We start from the raw sequence: 18,086 nt of genomic DNA on the forward strand, positions 1-18,086 counted from the left end.
CCGCGAGCCAAGCGTCAGCGCGCCGCCTCTTCATTTGACGCGGACGCTTGCCGTCGCACAAGCTGGCGTCCTGTCCTAAAGGGAAGCCTCGCCATGAACCGCCGCCAGTTCGTCGCCACCACCGCCGTGTCCGCCTTGGCTGTGGCCGCCTCCCCCGCTTTCGCCCGCCCGTCTGGAGTTTCGATGACCCTGCCCACGCCTCCCGTCGCCAAGAAGATCCCGGTGACCATCGAACAGCTGGGCCGGACCCGGACCGACGACTATCACTGGATGAAGGACGACAACTGGCAGGCGGTGCTGCGCGATCCGACCCTGATCAAGTCCGACGTGAAGGAAAACCTGATCGCCGAGAACGCCTATCGCGAGGCCATGCTGGCCTCCACAGTCGGGCTGCAGGGCCAGATGTTCGAAGAGATGAAGGGCCGCATCAAGGAGGACGATTCGTCGGTTCCCGCGCCCGACGGTCCCTGGCTCTACTACTCCGAGTTCAAGACCGGCGACCAGCATCCCCGCTTCATGCGGGTCGAGCGTCAGGGCACATGGATGGAGAATGGCCAACGGGTGACGAAAAACTTCATCGTCGCCCCGACGCCGCAGTTGCTGCTGGACGCCAACGTCTTGGCGCAGGGCAAGGCTTATTCAGAAGTCTCCGCCGTCGCGCACAGCCCGGACCACACCCTGTTCGCCTATGCCGAGGATGCGCAGGGGTCCGAGGTCCATCAGATCTATGTCCGCGACCTGACCACCGGCGAACTGCTGCCCGACCCGATCCAGTCCTCGAACGGCAACTTCACCTTCTCGCCTGACAGCGCCCACATCTTCTGGACGAACCGCGACGACAACGGCCGCCCGGACAAGATCTATCGCCGCCCGTCGCGAGGTGGCGAGACCGTGCTGGTCTACGACGAGGCGGACGACGGCATGTTCCTGGGCGTCGGTCGGTCGTCGGACGATGCCTTCGTCATCATCACGGTCCAGAACCAGGAGACGTCCGAGGCCTGGCAGATCCCCAACGGCGCCCCGACCGCCATGCCGACCGTCCTGGCCCCTCGCAGGGTCGGCATCCGCTATGACGCCGACCACTGGCCCGACGGCTGGGTGTTCCGCACCAACGACGACGATGCCGTCGACTTCAAGCTGATGCAGGCCCCGACCGGCCAGCCCGCGCGCACCGCCTGGCGCGAGCTGGTGCCCCATCGCCCCGGCCGTTTCATCGAGGGCTTCGACCTGAGCTCGGCCCACCTGGCCTGGCAGGAGCGGGCCGAGGCCAACACGACGATCATCATCCGCGACAAGGACGGTGCTGAGCACGAGATCACCGCCGACGAGCCCGCCTATGCCCTGTCCCTGGCCGGGGCGTCGGAGTTCGACACCACGGTCACCCGCTACACCTACAACTCGCCGTCCACCCCGACATCGACCTACGACTACGACATGGCGACCCAGATGCGGACGCTCATGAAGGTGCAGGAAATCCCATCCGGCCACGACCCTGCCGACTATGTCGTCGAGCGGCTGAACGCCCCGGCAACGGATGGGCAGCTGGTTCCGGTCACGGTCCTGCGCCGCAAGACGACGCCGGTCGATGGCTCGGCACCCTTGCTGCTCTATGGCTACGGCTCGTACGGCATTCCCATGCCCGCCAGCTTCTCGACCGGGCGGCTGTCGCTGGTCGATCGGGGCTGGATCTATGCCATCGCCCATATTCGGGGCGGGTCGGACAAGGGCTGGGGCTGGTTCCTGAACGCGCGGCGGATGACCAAGAAGAACACCTTCACCGACTTCATCGCCTCGGCCGAACACCTGATCGCCAACCGCTACGCCAGCGCCGGAAAGATCGTTGCCCAGGGCGGATCGGCGGGGGGCCTGCTGATGGGGGCCGTCAACAACATGCGGCCCGACCTGTGGGCCGGTGTCATCGGCCAGGTGCCGTTCGTGGACGTGATCAACACCATGTCGGACACCAGCCTGCCGCTGACCCCGCCCGAATGGCCCGAGTGGGGCAACCCGATCGAGGACCCGGCAGCCTACGACTACATGATGAGCTACAGCCCCTACGATCAAGTGGAGGCCAAGGCCTATCCCGCGATCCTGGCGACCGGCGGCCTGTCCGATCCACGTGTGACCTACTGGGAGCCGCAGAAGTGGGTCGCCAAGCTGCGGCCCGCGACGACCTCGGGCAATCCAGTCCTGCTGAAGATCAACATGGAGGCCGGGCATGGCGGAGCGTCGGGGCGGTTCGACTATCTGAAGGAAGTCGCCCACGACTACGCCTTCGCGGTCTGGGCTGTGGATCGGGGTTGGGAGACGGCGTGATCCGCGACGCGACCCTGGCTGATCTGCCGGCGATCGCGGCCCTGTATGGCCGTGAGGTCCTGACGGGCACCGCGACGTTCGAACTGGACCCGCCGTCGCTGCCGGACATGACAGCCCGGTTCGAGTCCGTTCGCGCCAAGGGCCTGCCGTGGCTGGTCGCCGAGATCGACGGAGTGTTCGCCGGCTATGCCTATGCCTCGCCGTTCCGGCCCCGTCCCGCCTATCGCTATGGCGTCGAGGATTCGATCTATGTCGAGGAAGCGGCGCGCGGGCACGGCGTCGGTCGCGCTCTGCTGACCGCCCTGATCCAGCGCGTGACGCGGATGGGCCTGCGCCACATCATCGGTGCCATCAGCGACAGCGCGAGCAGCGAGGCCTCCATTGCCCTGCATGAACGGCTGGGCTTCCGGCGTGTCGGAACGTATGCGCAGGTCGGCTGGAAATTCGATCGCTGGCTCGACGTGCATTTGATGCAGCTGGACCTCAACCCGTCCGACACCCCACCGACCGGCCCAGGCCTCGACCTCGGCGGTGGCCTGGCTTGAGGCCTGACGCCATGGCGATTACAGAGAGCCGTGTCCACGATCCGAACATTGCTGATGCTGTTGGGGGCCCTTGGCGTCCTGCTGATCGGCGCGGCCTCTCCAGTCATGGCCGACACTGGCCCGGCGCCCTGTCACGAGATGGCCGGGATGGAAGGCGCGGCATCGAACGCCCCGGCATCCACGCCAGAGCGCCCGATGAAGACAATGGCCTGCTGCGTGGCCTGCATCGCCGCGCCGTCGCTGACCCCGCCCCTGCGATCGACGATGACCCTGCCTCGCGACCGTCCGATCGCCCTCGAACGCGCCCTGCCCACAGGCCTGCGCACGACGCCTGATACCGACCCCCCCAAGGCCTGAGCCCTTCGAACGGATTCGCCGGCGACCCGCTCGCCAACCCGAACTCTCTTTGCAAGGAGCCGATCATGGCTGCCCGATCTCTTGCCGCGCTCAGTGCCGGTGTCTCTCTGCTTGCCTTCGCCCAGCCGGTCTTCGCCCAGGATCATTCCGGGCACACGGTGACGATTCCGCCCCCGGCGACCGCGACATCGGCCGCGACCCCGACCCCCTACGCCGGACAAGCCGCGCCGACGGCTGAACATCCTCAGACGCTGCCGGTGCCGACAACCCATCAGGGACACGACATGTCCGTCATGGCCCATGGCGACAGACCCATGACCAGCGCCCTGGGTCCTTGGCCCATGACCCGCGACGCCTCCGGCACCAGCTGGCAGCCCGATGTGTCGGAACACGCCGGCATCCACACGACGCGCGGCGCCTGGTCGTTCATGACCCACGCCTTGCTCAATCTGACATACGACGGTCAGAACGGACCGCGCGGCGAGGATCAGACCTTCGTGTCCGGCATGGTCATGACCACGGCGCGGCGGGACTTCGACGACAGCTCGACCCTGAACCTGCGGGCCATGGTCAGCCCCGACCCCTTGATGGGCAAGCGCGGCTATCCCCTGCTGCTGGCCGCCGGAGAGACCGCGGACGGGGTGAACACCCTGGTCGATCGCCAGCACCCGCACGACCTGTTCATGGAGCTGTCGGCCAGCTATGCGCGCCGCCTGTCCGATGCCGACAGCGTCTTCGCCTACGTCGGCCTGCCCGGCGAACCGGCGTTCGGCCCGCCCGCCTTCATGCACCGCATGAGCACGATGGACTCACCCGAAGCGCCCATCACCCACCACTGGCTGGATTCGACCCACATTGTGTTCGGCGTCGCGACGCTGGGCTGGGTGCACGACGCCTTCAAGGTGGAGGCCTCGACGTTCAAGGGTCGCGAGCCGGATCAGAACCGCTTCGACATCGAAAGACCGAAGTTCGACAGCTGGTCGATGCGGGCGTCCTGGAATCCGTCGCCGGAATGGTCGCTGCAGGCCTCCTACGCCGACGTAAAGGCTCCGGAACAGCTGGCCCCGGGCGAAGACGACACGAAATGGTCCGCCAGCGCCATTCATACACGCCGGGTCGGCACCGGGGGCTGGTGGTCCACGACCCTGGCCTGGGGGGCCAAGTCTCACGGCGACGACGACGCGACCAACGCCTTCGCGCTCGAGTCCGCTTTCAGCCCAAACGGACGCTGGACCGTCTTCGCCCGCGCAGAACGGACGGAAACAGACGAGCTTCTGGCCCTGCCCGGGGGCGCACATGGTCCGGTGTTCACCGTCGCCAAGGTTTCGGTCGGTGCGATCCGCGACTGGCGTGTGGCCGAACATGTCCGCTTCGGGCTGGGCGCGCTTTATGCGTCCAACGTCGTGCCGGATGGCCTGGAGCCATCCTACGGCGGCGATCCGGACGGCGGGATGATCTTCATCCGGCTGAAGATCGATTGATCTCTAGTGGGTCGGGATGCCCGCAGGCGGTGTCTTGAGCCAGGGAGCCAGCCGGAACTTTCGGGGTGCCTCGCCGACCGTGCGGTCGGTGATGAACCGGCTGGCGAAGGCGACGACGGCGTGGATCGTCTGGTCATCGAACGGTTTGCACACGGCACCCAGAGCACCGGCGAAGCCGTCTGGAATCTGCTCGGGATTGGCGGTCAAGAAGACGACAGCCGTGCCATACTCGCTGACCAGCTTCTGCGCGATCTGAGGCCCGGTCATGCCATCCAGCAGGTTGACGTCGACCAGGGCCAGCATGGGGCGCTCACGGGCCGCGATCTCGAACGCGCCGGCGCGGTCCATCGCGCAGCCCACCACGTCGCACCCGGCGTCGCCGAGCACCAACTCCAGCTCCATCGCAAGGATGGCCTGGTCTTCAACGATCATGACCCGAAGGTCAGAAGCCATATTCACCCACACACCCCAAAGTCCCGGCCGCCGATCTTAAGCTTACTGTGTCGGTTACCGAACACACCGAACGCGCGCTTGGCCAAAGGGTTCACCGCCTCTATGAAAAGCGTCAGTATTATTGTGCCCGGAGGGCGAATGACCGCGAACGCGGAAGTCCGGATCGCGACGCTCGAGCGCCGCCTGACGGGAAGCTACAGCCTGTTGCAAGCTCTGGTCGGTATACGTCTGCGCAGCGTTTCCGATCCCGAAAGCCGTCGTCACCTGACCTGGCTGAGCGACGTCGTTGCCGCGATGGGCCTGCTGAACCGGCGTATGACGGACGAAGGCCCGGTCGATTTCGCCGCCTATCTGGATGACGCGATCGCCTTCTGGCGGCGCGTGGCCGAGGCGCGGGGCGTCCGAATCGACGTGCGGGCATCGGAGGCCTTGCTACCCGAAACCCACGCCTTGCCGCTGGCCATCATCGTTCATGAGTTGATGTCCAATGCCGTTCGGCATGCCTTCGAGGACTGCCGTCGGGGGTCGATCGCGGTCGCCTATTCACGCGCCTCGGACGGCGTCAGTCTGGTGATCCGCGACACGGGCATCGGGTCCGACGGCCTGACGTTCGGCGACGGGCTTTCGCTGGTGCAGGGCCTGGTGGAGCATCTTGGGGGCACGATGGCGGTGGAAACCGCGCCACGAGCCGGCGTGGGGGTGCGCGTGCGCCTGCCGATCACGGGATCGACGACCCACTGACCCGTGGGCCGGATCGGCGATCGCCATCGGAACGATGAAGGTCGGTGGCTGGGGAACTAGGACTCGAACCTAGAATGACGGTACCAAAAACCGGAGTGTTACCATTACACCATTCCCCAGCAGGACCGGTGCGCCCCAGGGCCTGGGCCTTGGGGAGGCGGTCGAATACGCCAAGGCCGCTGGGGATGCAACACCCGGTTCCCGGACTATTTTTCCGCCCGCATGAACGCCGCTTGCGGCCTCTCGACCCCGTCGCTATAAGGCCCGTCCTCATGTCGGAGTGTGGCTCAGCCTGGTAGAGCACTGCGTTCGGGACGCAGGGGTCGGAGGTTCGAATCCTCTCACTCCGACCATGAGATTTCCGGGCGCGACCCGGACACTTTTTCCCTCAATCAGACGCCTTCGCCGCAACGGCCGCCAGTCGCGCGCCGACGGCCTCGATCGTGCGCTCGCCCAGCGCCTTCCTGCGCGCCAGCAACTCGGGCGAGCCGGCGTCGTAGTCGGCCATCAGCCGCCTGACGAAGGCCCCGCTGCGGACCTCGCCCAGCACCCCATCCATGGCGGTCCTCGATGCCTCGCCGATCACGCGCGGCCCGGTCAGATAGGCCCCGTATTCGGCGGTGTTGGAAATCTTGGCGAAGGCCCCGGCGATCCCGCGCTCGTACATCAGGTCGGTGACCAGCTTGACCTCATAGAAGCACTCGAACCAGGCGACCTCGGGCGGATAGCCGGCGTTCACCAGCTTCATGAAGGCGGCGTCGATCAGCTCGCCGACGCCGCCGCACAGCACCACCTGTTCGCCGAACAGGTCGCTTTCGCATTCTGCGGCGAAGGTCGTCTCCAGAATGCCCTTGCGACCGCAGCCCAGCGCCGCCGCATAGGACAGACCCAGCGCATGCGCCCCGCCCGTCGCGTCCTGATGCACGCCGAACAGGCAGAAGACCCCCTCCCCGGCCTCATACAGATCGCGGATGCGCGGCCCGATGCCCTTGGGCGAATCGAGGATGACATCCAGATCCGCGCGAGGGGTCACCAGGCCGAACCGCACCGACAGCCCGTGGGCGAAGATCAGCGCCGCGCCCGGCTTGATGTTCGGCTCGATCTCATCGCGATACAGGTCGCGGTGCGCCTCGTCCGAAACCATGACCGCGACGACATCGGCTCCGGCGGTGGCCTCGCCAGCGGTCAGGACAGGAAAGCCGTCGGCCTCAGCCTTCGCCCGCGTCGCCGATCCTGCTTTCAGCCCGACGACGATGTCGGCGACGCCGCTGTCGCGCAGGTTCAGCGCATGCGTCCGCCCCTGGCTGCCATAGCCGATCACGGCGACGCGCTTTGCGCGAATGATCGACAGGTCGCAGTCGCGGTCATGGAAGACGGGCAGCGGAGCGGGTAGGGTCTGGGTCATGGCCATCCTCATAACGCCTTCCTCGGTCGTCGCCTTCTGGAAAGAGGTGGGACGCAGCAAGTGGTACGCCAAGGACGAGGCTTTCGACCGGGAATTCCGCGATGCGGGCCGCGCCCTGCACTGGGCGGCGGCGGGACGTCAGCTGGACGCCTGGATCGAGACGCCCGAAGGCGCGCTGGCCCTGATGATCCTGCTGGACCAGTACCCCCGAAACAGCTTTCGCGGAACGGGGCACCAGTTCGCCACCGACGCCCTGGGCCTGATGTTCGCCCGGCGCGCGTTCGCCTTCGGCCATCCCGCGACCTTCGAGCCGGACCTGCGCCAGTTCTTCATGACCCCGTTCGAGCATTCCGAGGATCTGGCCGACCACGACGCCCTGATCCCGTTGCTGGGCGACGACATGCCGGAGACGGCGAAATACGCGAAGATCCACCGCGACATCATCGTCCGCTTCGGCCGCTTTCCGCACAGGAACCGCGCACTGGGCCGCCAGACGACGGCGGAAGAACAGGTCTTTCTGGACGAAGGCGGCTTCGCGGGCTGACATCTCGGCAGCTGCGATTGTTGTAAGATAATAATAAAAACAACGCTCTATGAACCGATGTGACCTTCAGGTCTGAGACGTTGGACTCTCTGGACTCGGGCCCGTCCGAGTCCAATCCGTGGGTCCCCCGTCCGCATCGGTCCGCAATGATCTGTGCGCAACCGAATCGGCGGCATGTCGGAGCCCGCGAATCACGGGCAAAGTGATCCGATGAACGCCGTGGCCCAGCTCAACGATCTCGCGACCCGGACTGGGACTTCGACCGCCGCGCCCGCCGACCATCCCGAGTTCCAGTATCTGAACCTGCTGCGCGACATCCTGGACAACGGCGTGCGCCGCGACGACCGGACGGGCACGGGGACGCTCGGCGTGTTCGGCCGCCAGATGCGGTTCGATCTGTCCAAGGGCTTTCCACTGCTGACGACCAAGAAGCTGCACCTGCGCTCCATCATCGTCGAACTGCTGTGGTTCCTGCGCGGCGAGACCAACATCCGCTGGCTGAAGGACAACGGCTGTTCCATCTGGGACGAATGGGCCGACGAGAGCGGCGAACTGGGTCCCGTCTATGGCAAGCAGTGGCGATCGTGGGCCGCGCCCAACGGCGACAGCATCGACCAGATCACCCGCCTTATCGAAGGGCTCAAGACCAACCCCAACAGCCGCCGCCACATCGTGTCCGCCTGGAACCCCGCCGATATCGAGGACATGGCCCTGCCGCCGTGTCACTGCCTGTTCCAGTTCTTCGTGGCGGACGGGAAACTCAGCTGCCAGCTGTATCAGCGCAGCGCCGACGTCTTCCTGGGCGTGCCATTCAACATCGCCAGCTATGCCTTGCTGACCCTGATGGTGGCCCAGGTGGTGGGGCTGGAGCCTGGCGACTTCGTCCACACCTTCGGCGATGCGCACCTGTATCTGAACCATGTCGAACAAGCCCAGCTGCAGTTGACGCGGCAACCGCTGGAGTTGCCGACGATGACGGTGGCGGCGAAGCGGGACCTATTCGCGTTCGAGCCGTCCGACTTCGTGCTGAGCGACTATCAGCCCTATCCCCACATCAAGGCCCCGGTCGCGGTCTAGAGGAGATAACTTCAGATGAGCAAAAACGGCGATAAGCCTACTGGCCCATCAGGCCAGCCGCCCTCCTCGAGGCCCTCGCCTTCCACAGGTGCGGACCGAGCCGGCCGCTTCAACGAAGGTGCTGCTGGCCCCCGTGGCGCTACTAGAAGCACGTCCACGACAGGCCAAAACGTCAAGCCGCCCACGAAGAAGTAAGTGAGCACCACAACCGCGATACCGCACGATGGCACCAGCCTTACAATTTGGTTGCCTCCAATAATCTCAGCGCTTTCCTTTGCAGTCGCTACGATTGCATTTCTGCGAACCTCAAGAGTCAACGAATTCCAGATTTGTACTAAACTTTCCGAACAGATCGATGAAAAATGGGAAAATCTCAATAGCATCAACTCGAGAAGACGTACTGCTTATAAGACTGCTCTTATTGAGGTTTTAAACCATTACGAGCGTTGCGCGACGTTGATAAATGAGCTGCGCCTTTTGCGTGGTAGGTCGATAGTTGCACTTGAACAGCAAATCCTGGAGTGCCTCCATCGTAACTGGGCACATGAATATGTGAGAGATACGTTTAGCGAAGCCCGAACGTCGGACGAAACCTACAGGGAGATCTCCAAACTAATGGATCGGTCGACCAGATTCAGTTTTTCAGTGAGCGAGCTTGACCGGTACTTGCTCAGCCAACGTCGGAACGCATGACCATTCCCCACATCGCCCTGGTCGTCGCCCGCGCGCGCAACGGCGTCATCGGCCGTGACGGCGACCTGCCCTGGAAGCTGCGCTCCGACCTTCAGAGGTTCAAGGCGATCACCCTGGGCAAGCCCTGCATCATGGGACGCTCGACGTGGGAGAGCCTGCCTTTGCGGCCCCTGCCCGGCCGGCTGAATCTTGTCCTGTCGCGCGACCTGTCTTACGAAGAGCGCGGCAAGGCCAAGGGGGCCGTGGTCTGTTCCAACCTGGCCGACGCCATCGATATCGCGCGCGAGACGGCCGAGGATGACGGGATCGAGGAGATCTGCGTGATCGGCGGCACCGCCCTGTTCGAGGCCGCCCTGCCGCGCGCCAGGCGACTCTACATCACCGAGGTGGAGGCGGAGCCGGAGGGCGACGCGGTGTTCCCCGCCTTTGACGAGACCCTGTTTGCCGAGACGCTGAACGAGCGGCATGATGCAGGCGAGAAGGACGACCATCCGTTCGTCTTCCGCATCCTCGACCGCATCTGACCGGAGCTGACGCCATGATGACCTCCACCACCAACGACATCGCCGGCCACCGGATCGTGCGCCACATCGGCGTGGTGCGCGGCATCACCGTGCGATCGAGGAACGTCGTGTCCGACGCCATCGGCGGTCTGCAGTCGATGATGGGCGGGCGCGTCGGGGCCTATGTGAAGCTGGCCGAGGCCGGGCGTCAGGAGGCTTTCGAACAGCTGGTCGAACACGCCCAGGCCGCCGGCGCCAACGCCATCCTGGCCCTGCGCTACGACGCCACCGAGATCATGCCCGGCATCACCGAGGTGCTGGCCTATGGCACGGCGGTGGTGGTGGAGCCTGGCTGACCTCAGCTTAAGCCATAGGCTTCGTCATCCTTGCCAAGAGCGAGAGACAGAACCCAGCCACCAAACAAGCGATGCCGACGGGCGAGAAATGTATGTTTGTCGATCCAGCCCAGAACCCAGAAATGATTGTTAATCCGGCAAGTAGGAAGGCCGCAGCAGACCAGGCCAACGTCAGCCTAGTCGCTTGAATTTTAGCGCCTCCCGCGGATCTTCCGGAGAATCCTCGCCAGGCAAGATATATCCCCAGGGGAAGAAAAACGATCAATATCGGGACGATTATTGAAACTAAGAGTTCCGACTTCATAGCGCCATCTACTCGACTCTCGCCTTACCTAGTCGGCGATCTTGCGGACTACCTTGGTAAATCTTGACTTGTTGATCAAGCCTGCGGAGGAGCCGACCTGACTTCCGGCATCGCATCGGTCCCGCACCACCGGTCCCACATCCGGAAATAGAGCCCGAAGTTCGTCTTCATATGGGTGTGGTGGCGGCTGTGGTGGGTCGCGGTGATCAGCTGGGAGCCGACGCGGCCCCTGACCCAGCGATCGGGCCACATCTCCCACCCGCAGTGGTTCATCACCGCCGTCGCGGTCATCACCGCCAGCATCACGGCCAACATCCACAGGTTCAGCGGGATCAGGAAGGTCAGCAGCGGCAACAGCCACGCCGTCGCCACCGCCTCGGCCGGGTCGAAGGCGAAGCTGGCGAAGGGGCTGGGGTCGCGGGCACGGTGGTGGGCAGCGTGGGCCCAGCTGAAGATGCGCCGGTCATGCAGCAGGCGGTGGGTCCAGTAATAATGAGTGTCCTGCACGACCAGCAAAAGGACGAAGCTCAGGGGCAGCCACCACAGCGGATAGGCCCCGGGATCGACGTACATCATCGTCCCGCCCGCCTTCCACGCCTCCAGAGCGATGGCGGCGGGGAAGGCGTAGATGGGCGTGGACAGCAGCGAGAACTTGATCTCGTGCAAGATCAGGCGGCGCGACGGGCGTTCGCGGTTCAGGCGGCGGCCGACGCCCTTCATCCGCCCCCAGGTCAGCCACCACACTCCGCCCGCGATCAGCAGATAGCGCGCGCCGATGATCAGGGTCAGCCACAGGGTGGTCAGGGCGACGGCGGCGGGGGTCATGGGCGAAGGTTAGAGTGACGAGTGGCGGGTGGCGAGTGACGAGATCGCCGCGCCGGTGTGGATGGCTCTCGCCACTCAATACTCGCCACTTCTCTAGTGCAGCACCGCCATATGGCCGCGCTCGAAGGCCGACAGTTCGTCCTCGCGGCCTTCTTTGATTTTCAGCACCCAGTGCGGATCGGACAGCAGGGCGCGGCCGACGGCGATCAGGTCGAACTCGTCGCGCTCCATCCGCTCGATCAGGCCGTCCAGCGAGGCAGGCTTGGATCCCTCGCCCCGGAAGGCGGCCATGAACTCGCCATCCAGACCGACCGAGCCCACGCTGATCGTCGGCTTGCCGGTGATCTTCTTGGCCCAGCCGGCAAAGTTCAGGTCCGATCCCTCGAACTCCGGTTCCCAGAAACGACGCTGCGAGCAATGGAAGACATCGACGCCGGCGTCCGACAGCGGCATCAGCCATTCGGCCATCTGGTCCGGGTTCTCGGCGATGCGGGCGGTGTAGTCCTGCTGCTTCCACTGCGACAGGCGGATGATCAGCGGGATATCCGGACCCAGGCCCTCGCGCACCGCCTTGACCACCTCGACGCCGAACCGGGCGCGTTCGCCGATCGACGGTCCGCCCCACTTGTCGCCGCGCGCGTTCAGGCCGGACCAGTAGAACTGATCGATCAGATAGCCGTGCGCCGAGTGGATCTCGGCTGCGTCGAAACCCAACTCGCGCGAGGCCCGGGCCGACCGACCAAAGGCGGCGATGGTGTCGGCGATGTCCTCCTCGGTCATCGGTTCATATTTCTGCTTGCCGGGCGCGACGAGGCCGGACGGGCTGTCGACCTGACCCAGCGGCTTCCAGTCCTCGCCCTGACCGCGCGCGGCCCCGACGTGCCAGATCTGCGGCGCGATCAGGCCACCGGCGGCGTGGACCTCGTCCACCACCTTCTTCCATTCTGGCAGCGCGTCGCCATGGAAGACGGGCACGGCGGCGTCGTTGCGGGCAGCCGGGCGCTCGACCACCGTGCCCTCGGTGATGATCAGGCCGACCTCACCCTCCGCGCGGCGACGATAGTAGGCGGCGACGTCCGAGGTCGGAATACCGCCGGGGCTGAACGACCGCGTCATGGGGGCCATGACGATGCGATTGGGCAGGGTCAGACCCTTGATGGTGAAGGGGCGGAACAGGGTGTCGACGCTCATCGGGAAACTCGCGGAGGAGGATTGATACCGACAAGGTGGCGATTGCCGTTGCCTTTGAAAACCCTCAGAGGCTGAGTTTTTGCGCGACGGCATCCGCGATGGCGTCGAACCGGTCGGCAACCGGTCCCGAGGCCAGCGGAACACCCGCATCGCCCGCCTCCCGAATCGAAGCCTCCAGAGGCAGATCGCCGAAAAAATCGATACCGAGACGGCCCGCCTCTGCCTCCGCGCCGCCGCGTCCAAAGACCGGACCAGACATGTTCTCGATCAGGCCCAGGGTCGGCACGTTGACCCGCTGGAACAGGGTGTGGGCGCGGCGGGCGTCGGCCAAGGCGACCTCCTGAGGCGTCGAGACGATCACGGCTCCGTCCAGGGGGGTCTTCTGGATCAGGGCCAGCTGGACGTCGCCGGTGCCCGGCGGCAGGTCGACGACGAGGATGTCCAGCGGAGCCTCCGCAGTGCCCCAGCGGGTCTGGGTCAGCATCTGGGTCAGGGCCTGGGACGCCATGGGGCCGCGCCAGACCATGGCGTCTTCCGCCTTGGTCAGCAGGCCAACGGACATGGCCTTCAGGCCGTGGGCGATGTGCGGGACCATCGCGCCGTCGACATAGTCCGGCTTGCCAGACAGGCCGAGCATGGTCGGCAGGCTGGGCCCATGAACGTCGGCGTCCAGGATACCGACGCTCAGACCCCGCCGGGCGAGGGCGGTCGCCAGGTTCACCGACACGGTCGATTTCCCCACCCCACCCTTGCCGCTGGCCACAGCCAGGACGCGGCGCACATGGGCGGGTCGATCCGTCGGCACCGGGGCCCTGGCCCGCGTCTGTTCGACAGCGGCGGGCGACAGGGAGGCCTTGCGGGCGGCGGGTGCCGTCTCGGCGGTCAGGATGACGGACACGCGGCTCATGCCGGGCATGGCCTTCAGCGCCGCCTCGGCCGCGTCGCGGACGGGGGCATAGGCGGCGGTGCGATCGGCCGGCACCTCGATGACGAAGCCGGCGCGATCCTCGGCGACCATCAGGCCCTTGGGCACGCCCGCGTCGACCAACCCCCGGCCCGTCAGGGGGTCGGGAATGGCGTTCAGGACGGCTTCAACGGCGGCACGATCGATCAAGGCGGACTCGGGGGATGGTTGCGAGGCGTGGACGTGCGTTCTATCGCCAACCCCTGCCGCAAGCGAGCGTCCCGTGCCCCGTCCCGCCCTCACATTGATCGCCGGCCCGACCGCCTCGGGCAAGTCGCGTCTGGCGCTGGAGATCGCCGGGCGGACGGGCGCGGTGATCGTCAATGCCGACAGCCAGCAACTGTATGCCGATCTCCGTGTCCTGACGGCCCGTCCCTCGGTGGAGGAAGAGGCGCGGGCGGCGCACCACCTCTATGGCACCGTCGATGCCGCAGAGGCGTGGTCGGTGGGGCGCTGGACGCGGGCGGTGATGCCGGTGCTGGAAGAACTGCGCGCCGAGGGGCGACCCGCGCTGATCGTTGGGGGGACGGGGCTGTATTTCAACGCCCTGACCCAGGGTCTGGCCGACATACCCGACGTGCCGCTGGCCGCCCGCGAGGAGGCGATGGCGCTGTACGACACAGAGGGCGAATCGGCTTTCCGCCTGCGCCTGACGACCTTCGACCCCCCGGCCGCGGCCGCGATCGAGGCCGGAGACCGTCAGCGCCTGACGCGAGCCTATGCCGTCGCGCGGGCGACCGGGCGCTCGCTCAGCGACTGGCGCGCCTCGACCCGGCCGCTGCTGGCACCGGGGACCTACGACCGGCTGGTGATCGAGCCGGATAGGCAGGCGCTTTACGCGGCCAGCGACGCGCGGGTGGTGACGATGCTGGGCACCGGCGCGCTGGCCGAGGTCACGGCCCTGATCGAGCGCTGCCTGGACCCCGCCCTGCCCGCGATGAAGGCCGTCGGGGTGCGGGAGATTGCGGGGCATCTGACCGGAGAGACATCACTGGCTGAGGCGACGAGCGCCATGCAGCAGGCCACGCGGAATTACGCCAAGCGCCAGCTGACCTGGTTCAGGAACCAGTGCGCGGACTGGCCGCGTCATTCGGCAGAAGGCTGAGCACCGTCTCCGCCGCGATCTCGGACGGATCGCGGCCCTCGCGGCCCATCCGGTCCAGGGCGACGGTCTGGCGGGCGGCCTGATCGGTGCGGGCGGCGGGATCGTCCAACAGGCGGGCCACCTCGGCGGCGAAGCGGTCCGGCGTCGCGTCGGCCTGGATCAACTCCCTGGCGATCTCGGCGTCGGCGGCGTGGTTGAACAGGGTCGCGTATTTGCCGGTGAAGAAGGGCTTCATGATCGCATAGCTGACCGGCGCGAACCGATAGCCGATGACCATGGGCACGCCCGCCAGCGCCAGCTCGGTCGAGACCGTGCCACTGGTGGCGAGCGCCACGGTAGCGGCCTTCATCGCCGCGTATTTGTCCGCCTCCGTCACCAGATGGGCTCGGAACGGCCAGGCGGCGACGCGAGCTGTGACGTCGGCGGCGACGGTGCCGGCGGCGACAACGGCGATCTGCATATCCGGACGCTCGGCCTTCAGCCGCGCGGCGGCCTGTTCGTAGACGGGGGTCATCAGGCGGATCTCGCCCGGACGGCTGCCCGGCAGGATCAGCAGCAGGGGCGCGTGCGGCGCGATGCCCCGCGCGGCGCGAAAGGCAGCGGGGTCGGCCCCGCTCATGTCGATGTGCAGAGCCTGTGAGCCGACGACGGTCGTCGGCAGGCCCTCGGCTTCGAACCAGGGCGCGTCGAAGCTGTAGAGGGCCAGCAGGTGATCGACGGCGGCGGCCAGGGTCTTCGCTCGGCCCGGACGGGAGGCCCAGACCTGCGGCCCGACGTATTTGATCAGCTTCACGCCCGGCAGAGCCGCGCGGATGGCCTTGGCGACGCGGATCGTGAAGCCCCAGCTGTCGATCAGGACCACGGCATCCGGCCGCTCGCGCACCGCCATGGCGACCGTGTCGGCGACCCGCGCCTTGACCCGCCCGTAGGCGCGCAAGCCCTCGATCCAGCCCAGGATCGACATTTCGGCGATGTCGAAGGGGCTGACGATGCCCTGTTCGGCCATGCGAGGCCCCCCGACGCCGACGATCTCCATTGCGGGGTCCCGCGCCAAGAGCGCCGAGGCCAGCCCGGCTCCCAGCGCATCGCCGGACGCCTCGGCTGCGACCAGCATGACCTTCACGGCCGCGCCTCGCCCCAGACGAAGAGGCCCAGGCGATCGGCCGTATCAATGATTGACGAGCGATCGATCAGGATCAGCCGACCGGCGATGCCCCCGATGCCCGCCAGCCCGGCAGCCGCCGCCATCTCGACTGTGCGGGCACCGATCACCGGCATATCGACGCGCAGGTCCTGGATCGGCTTGGGGGCCTTGCCCAGCGCGCCCTTGCGACCCGTGGGGGAGCCGCGCAGATCGGCGGGCAAACCCGCGACACGGGAGAGCATGGCATCGGTCCCCTCCTGCGCCTCGACTGCCAGAACCAGGCCGTCGCAAACCACGGCCCCTTGGCCGATATCCAGTTCCCCCGCCTTTTCCGCGACGTAGAGCGCCTTCCTCAGATCAGCTAGCTGATCAGTCGTCGGCACGACTCTGCCCAGCGCGCCGGTCGGCAGGGTTTCGCCACCCAGAATGTCGTCGGCACCTTCGACGCCATATCCCTCGGCCTCGAACACCGACAGGATCTTGCGCAGCAGGGCGTCGTCGCCCTTGGTGGCGGCTGCGATGATACCGGGCAGGACTGAGGCACCCTTCAGGTCGGGTTTCAGCCGTTTGAAATCCGGGCGGTTCACCGTCCCGGCCAGACAGACCGCCGAGCAGCCCTCGCGCTTCAAGGCTTTCAGGATCCCGCCGATCTCGGCCATGTTAAAAGTTGCCCCTGGCCAGCGTTCCAGATGGCCGTCCGCGAACCCATCCAGCCGCACGATGAACAACGGCCGTCCTTCGGCCTCGCAACGCCAGGCGATGGCATGGGGCAGTTCGCCGCCGCCCGCGATCAGCCCGAGCTTGCCCGGTGCTGCGGTCATTCGCCCGGCAGACAGAGGGGGCGTTTGGCGTCGGCGCGGATGAAGGCGACGATCTCCATGATCTCGGGAAGATCGGCATAGGTGGCCTCGACCCGGTCCAGCCGCTCGGCGAACACCCCCTGGCCTTCGAACAGGTCGCGGAAGGCGGCCAGCAGGCGACGCACGGCGTCCTTGCCATAGCCCTTCCGCTTCAGCCCGATCAGGTTCAGCCCGTGCAGCCGCGCGTGATTGCCCCAGGCTGAGCCGTAGGGGATGACATCGCGCGTCACGGCCGCCAGACCGCCCACGATCGCCCCCTGCCCCACCCGTCCGTTCTGATGCACGGCGCACAGACCGCCCAGGAAGACCCGATCGCCGATCTTCGCATGACCGCCCAAGGTCGCCTGATTGGCCATGACGACATGGTCGCCGACAACCGCGTCATGGCCGACGTGGGCCCCGGTCATGAACAGGCCATTCGAGCCGACGCGTGTCACGCCAGCCCCCTGCGGTGTGCCGCGGTTAAAAGTGCAGTGTTCGCGGACCGAGTTGTCGCTGCCGATCTCCAGCCGCACGGGCTCGCCCTTGTAGCCATTGTGCTGGGGATCGCCGCCGATGACGGCGAAGGGGTGGATCACAGTGCGTTCGCCGACGCTGGTGTCCTGCTGAATCACCACGTGGCTGACCAGGTGGACGCCGGCTGCCAGCGTCACGCCCGGACCCACCGTGCACCAGGGACCGATCACCACGTCGGCGGCGATGCGGGCCGAGGGATCGACGATGGCGCTGGGGTGAATGGTCATGTCGCGGGCTGGTCGACCTTGACCACCATGGCCATGAACTCGGCCTCGGCCGCCAGCTTGCCGTCGATGAAAGTCTCGCCCCGGAACTTGTAGGCGTCGCCCCGTGCGCGGGTCACCTTGACCTCCATGCGCAGCTGGTCGCCGGGCCGTGCGGGCTTTCTGAAGCGCACCCCGTCGATCGACATGAACATGATGACCTTGTCGGCCACCGCGACGTCCAGTGTCTTGGACATCAGAAGCGCACCGGTCTGGGCCATGGCCTCGACGATCAGGACGCCGGGCATGACCGGGTCGATGGGGAAGTGGCCGGGAAAGAACGGCTCGTTGTGGCTGACGTTCTTGATGCCGACGATCGAGGTCGCCGCGACGAAGGCCTCGGCCTTGTCGACCAGCAGAAAAGGATAGCGATGCGGCAGGCGGCGCATCACCTCGGCGTAATCGATCTTGATGTCCTCGGTCGTCGTCGGGTCAGTCACGCG

At 66.4% G+C, this 18,086-nt stretch carries 19 protein-coding genes and 2 tRNA genes; 11 read left to right on the top strand and 10 right to left on the bottom strand.

Translation table 11 applies throughout. The features are described from left to right. Positions 1-93: 93 nt before the first annotated feature. The 4 genes from AC1DW4_RS11105 to AC1DW4_RS11120 all read left to right on the top strand — a co-directional run bounded on the left by AC1DW4_RS11105 (position 94) and on the right by AC1DW4_RS11120 (position 4,699). A complete protein-coding gene (locus AC1DW4_RS11105) occupies positions 94-2,316 on the top strand; it encodes a S9 family peptidase (RefSeq protein WP_477017331.1) in 2,223 nt (740 codons plus the stop codon). Then, positions 2,313-2,861: an N-acetyltransferase family protein gene (locus tag AC1DW4_RS11110; protein ID WP_477017332.1), complete on the top strand. Its 549-nt coding sequence runs from the start codon at positions 2,313-2,315 to the stop codon at positions 2,859-2,861. Before AC1DW4_RS11105 ends, AC1DW4_RS11110 begins: the two co-directional genes overlap by 4 nt. A 30-nt stretch (positions 2,862-2,891) precedes the next feature. Further along, entirely contained in the window at positions 2,892-3,218 is a 327-nt protein-coding gene (locus tag AC1DW4_RS11115; RefSeq protein WP_477017333.1) for a hypothetical protein, read from the top strand. Positions 3,219-3,283: 65 nt separating this feature from the next. Next, complete coding sequence (locus AC1DW4_RS11120; protein ID WP_477017334.1) at positions 3,284-4,699, top strand: hypothetical protein; 1,416 nt, start codon at positions 3,284-3,286, stop codon at positions 4,697-4,699. 3 nt (positions 4,700-4,702) lie between these two features. On the opposite strand, the gene AC1DW4_RS11125 is transcribed toward AC1DW4_RS11120, so the two are convergent. Next, the gene (locus AC1DW4_RS11125; RefSeq protein WP_477017335.1) at positions 4,703-5,131 is read right to left on the bottom strand and encodes a response regulator; all 429 of its coding nucleotides are present in this window, start codon (positions 5,129-5,131) and stop codon (positions 4,703-4,705) included. A 159-nt stretch (positions 5,132-5,290) separates the two neighbouring features. On the opposite strand from AC1DW4_RS11125, the gene AC1DW4_RS11130 reads away from it, so the two are divergent. After that, positions 5,291-5,893 carry a sensor histidine kinase gene (locus tag AC1DW4_RS11130; RefSeq protein WP_477017336.1) on the top strand — a complete coding sequence of 201 codons (603 nt, stop codon included), beginning with the start codon at positions 5,291-5,293 and terminating at the stop codon, positions 5,891-5,893. Positions 5,894-5,938: 45 nt separating this feature from the next. On the opposite strand, the gene AC1DW4_RS11135 is transcribed toward AC1DW4_RS11130, so the two are convergent. After that, a tRNA-Gln gene (locus tag AC1DW4_RS11135) sits at positions 5,939-6,012 on the bottom strand. A 157-nt stretch (positions 6,013-6,169) separates the two neighbouring features. On the opposite strand from AC1DW4_RS11135, the gene AC1DW4_RS11140 reads away from it, so the two are divergent. Beyond that, positions 6,170-6,246, top strand: a tRNA-Pro gene (locus tag AC1DW4_RS11140). Positions 6,247-6,281: 35 nt separating this feature from the next. Here the strand turns inward: AC1DW4_RS11140 and ilvC are convergent. Next, positions 6,282-7,298, bottom strand: coding sequence for a ketol-acid reductoisomerase (gene ilvC, locus AC1DW4_RS11145; RefSeq protein WP_477017337.1), 1,017 nt, complete (start codon positions 7,296-7,298; stop codon positions 6,282-6,284). Here ilvC and AC1DW4_RS11150 point away from each other — a divergent pair. The 4 genes from AC1DW4_RS11150 (at position 7,297) to AC1DW4_RS11165 (ending at position 10,471) form a co-directional block, all read left to right on the top strand. Continuing rightward, complete coding sequence (locus tag AC1DW4_RS11150; RefSeq protein WP_477017338.1) at positions 7,297-7,842, top strand: DUF924 family protein; 546 nt, start codon at positions 7,297-7,299, stop codon at positions 7,840-7,842. The two genes, ilvC and AC1DW4_RS11150, sit on opposite strands and share 2 nt — an antisense overlap. A 210-nt stretch (positions 7,843-8,052) precedes the next feature. Further along, complete coding sequence (locus tag AC1DW4_RS11155) at positions 8,053-8,919, top strand: thymidylate synthase (protein ID WP_477017537.1); 867 nt, start codon at positions 8,053-8,055, stop codon at positions 8,917-8,919. A 689-nt stretch (positions 8,920-9,608) separates the two neighbouring features. After that, on the top strand, positions 9,609-10,136 hold the full coding sequence (locus tag AC1DW4_RS11160) for a dihydrofolate reductase (protein ID WP_477017339.1): 528 nt from the start codon (positions 9,609-9,611) through the stop codon (positions 10,134-10,136). Between the two features lie 14 nt (positions 10,137-10,150). Then, positions 10,151-10,471, top strand: coding sequence for a YbjQ family protein (locus tag AC1DW4_RS11165; protein ID WP_477017340.1), 321 nt, complete (start codon positions 10,151-10,153; stop codon positions 10,469-10,471). Between the two features lie 379 nt (positions 10,472-10,850). Here AC1DW4_RS11165 and AC1DW4_RS11170 read toward each other — a convergent pair whose 3' ends face one another. From AC1DW4_RS11170 to AC1DW4_RS11180, 3 genes are all read right to left on the bottom strand, one after another. Further along, positions 10,851-11,600: a sterol desaturase family protein gene (locus AC1DW4_RS11170; protein WP_477017341.1), complete on the bottom strand. Its 750-nt coding sequence runs from the start codon at positions 11,598-11,600 to the stop codon at positions 10,851-10,853. 93 nt (positions 11,601-11,693) lie between these two features. Then, positions 11,694-12,791, bottom strand: coding sequence for an NADH:flavin oxidoreductase (locus tag AC1DW4_RS11175; protein ID WP_477017342.1), 1,098 nt, complete (start codon positions 12,789-12,791; stop codon positions 11,694-11,696). A 64-nt stretch (positions 12,792-12,855) separates the two neighbouring features. Beyond that, a complete protein-coding gene (locus AC1DW4_RS11180; RefSeq protein ID WP_477017343.1) occupies positions 12,856-13,905 on the bottom strand; it encodes an Mrp/NBP35 family ATP-binding protein in 1,050 nt (349 codons plus the stop codon). Positions 13,906-13,978: 73 nt separating this feature from the next. On the opposite strand from AC1DW4_RS11180, the gene miaA reads away from it, so the two are divergent. Then, positions 13,979-14,860 (top strand): tRNA (adenosine(37)-N6)-dimethylallyltransferase MiaA, encoded by an 882-nt coding sequence (gene miaA / locus AC1DW4_RS11185; protein ID WP_477017344.1) that lies wholly within the window; start codon positions 13,979-13,981, stop codon positions 14,858-14,860. On the opposite strand, the gene lpxB is transcribed toward miaA, so the two are convergent. From lpxB to fabZ, 4 genes are read right to left on the bottom strand one after another with little or no spacing between them, the layout of a single operon-like run. After that, positions 14,814-15,974, bottom strand: coding sequence for a lipid-A-disaccharide synthase (gene lpxB, locus AC1DW4_RS11190; RefSeq protein ID WP_477017538.1), 1,161 nt, complete (start codon positions 15,972-15,974; stop codon positions 14,814-14,816). The two genes, miaA and lpxB, sit on opposite strands and share 47 nt — an antisense overlap. A gap of 5 nt (positions 15,975-15,979) precedes the next feature. Further along, on the bottom strand, positions 15,980-16,825 hold the full coding sequence (gene lpxI, locus AC1DW4_RS11195; RefSeq protein WP_477017345.1) for a UDP-2,3-diacylglucosamine diphosphatase: 846 nt from the start codon (positions 16,823-16,825) through the stop codon (positions 15,980-15,982). Then, a complete protein-coding gene (lpxA, locus tag AC1DW4_RS11200) occupies positions 16,822-17,607 on the bottom strand; it encodes an acyl-ACP--UDP-N-acetylglucosamine O-acyltransferase (protein WP_477017346.1) in 786 nt (261 codons plus the stop codon). The genes lpxI and lpxA overlap by 4 nt, the downstream gene beginning before the upstream one ends. Beyond that, positions 17,604-18,083: a 3-hydroxyacyl-ACP dehydratase FabZ gene (gene fabZ, locus AC1DW4_RS11205; RefSeq protein ID WP_477017347.1), complete on the bottom strand. Its 480-nt coding sequence runs from the start codon at positions 18,081-18,083 to the stop codon at positions 17,604-17,606. The genes lpxA and fabZ overlap by 4 nt, the downstream gene beginning before the upstream one ends. Positions 18,084-18,086: the final 3 nt, after the last annotated feature.

The organism is Brevundimonas sp. P2_A6, from assembly GCF_056404975.1.

What these genes read in the sequence shown, in the direction of transcription:
- AC1DW4_RS11105 (WP_477017331.1), top strand. Translation starts at nt 94, where the DNA reads ATGAACCGCCGCCAGTTCGTCGCCACCACCGCCGTGTCCGCCTTGGCT.
- AC1DW4_RS11120 (WP_477017334.1), top strand. Translation starts at nt 3,284, where the DNA reads ATGGCTGCCCGATCTCTTGCCGCGCTCAGTGCCGGTGTCTCTCTGCTT.
- AC1DW4_RS11125 (WP_477017335.1), bottom strand. Translation starts at nt 5,131, where the DNA reads ATGATCGTTGAAGACCAGGCCATCCTTGCGATGGAGCTGGAGTTGGTG.
- AC1DW4_RS11130 (WP_477017336.1), top strand. Translation starts at nt 5,291, where the DNA reads ATGACCGCGAACGCGGAAGTCCGGATCGCGACGCTCGAGCGCCGCCTG.
- AC1DW4_RS11150 (WP_477017338.1), top strand. Translation starts at nt 7,297, where the DNA reads ATGGCCATCCTCATAACGCCTTCCTCGGTCGTCGCCTTCTGGAAAGAG.
- ilvC (WP_477017337.1), bottom strand. Translation starts at nt 7,298, where the DNA reads ATGACCCAGACCCTACCCGCTCCGCTGCCCGTCTTCCATGACCGCGAC.
- AC1DW4_RS11155 (WP_477017537.1), top strand. Translation starts at nt 8,053, where the DNA reads ATGAACGCCGTGGCCCAGCTCAACGATCTCGCGACCCGGACTGGGACT.
- AC1DW4_RS11160 (WP_477017339.1), top strand. Translation starts at nt 9,609, where the DNA reads ATGACCATTCCCCACATCGCCCTGGTCGTCGCCCGCGCGCGCAACGGC.
- AC1DW4_RS11165 (WP_477017340.1), top strand. Translation starts at nt 10,151, where the DNA reads ATGATGACCTCCACCACCAACGACATCGCCGGCCACCGGATCGTGCGC.
- AC1DW4_RS11170 (WP_477017341.1), bottom strand. Translation starts at nt 11,600, where the DNA reads ATGACCCCCGCCGCCGTCGCCCTGACCACCCTGTGGCTGACCCTGATC.
- AC1DW4_RS11175 (WP_477017342.1), bottom strand. Translation starts at nt 12,791, where the DNA reads ATGAGCGTCGACACCCTGTTCCGCCCCTTCACCATCAAGGGTCTGACC.
- lpxB (WP_477017538.1), bottom strand. Translation starts at nt 15,974, where the DNA reads ATGCTGGTCGCAGCCGAGGCGTCCGGCGATGCGCTGGGAGCCGGGCTG.
- lpxI (WP_477017345.1), bottom strand. Translation starts at nt 16,825, where the DNA reads ATGACCGCAGCACCGGGCAAGCTCGGGCTGATCGCGGGCGGCGGCGAA.
- lpxA (WP_477017346.1), bottom strand. Translation starts at nt 17,607, where the DNA reads ATGACCATTCACCCCAGCGCCATCGTCGATCCCTCGGCCCGCATCGCC.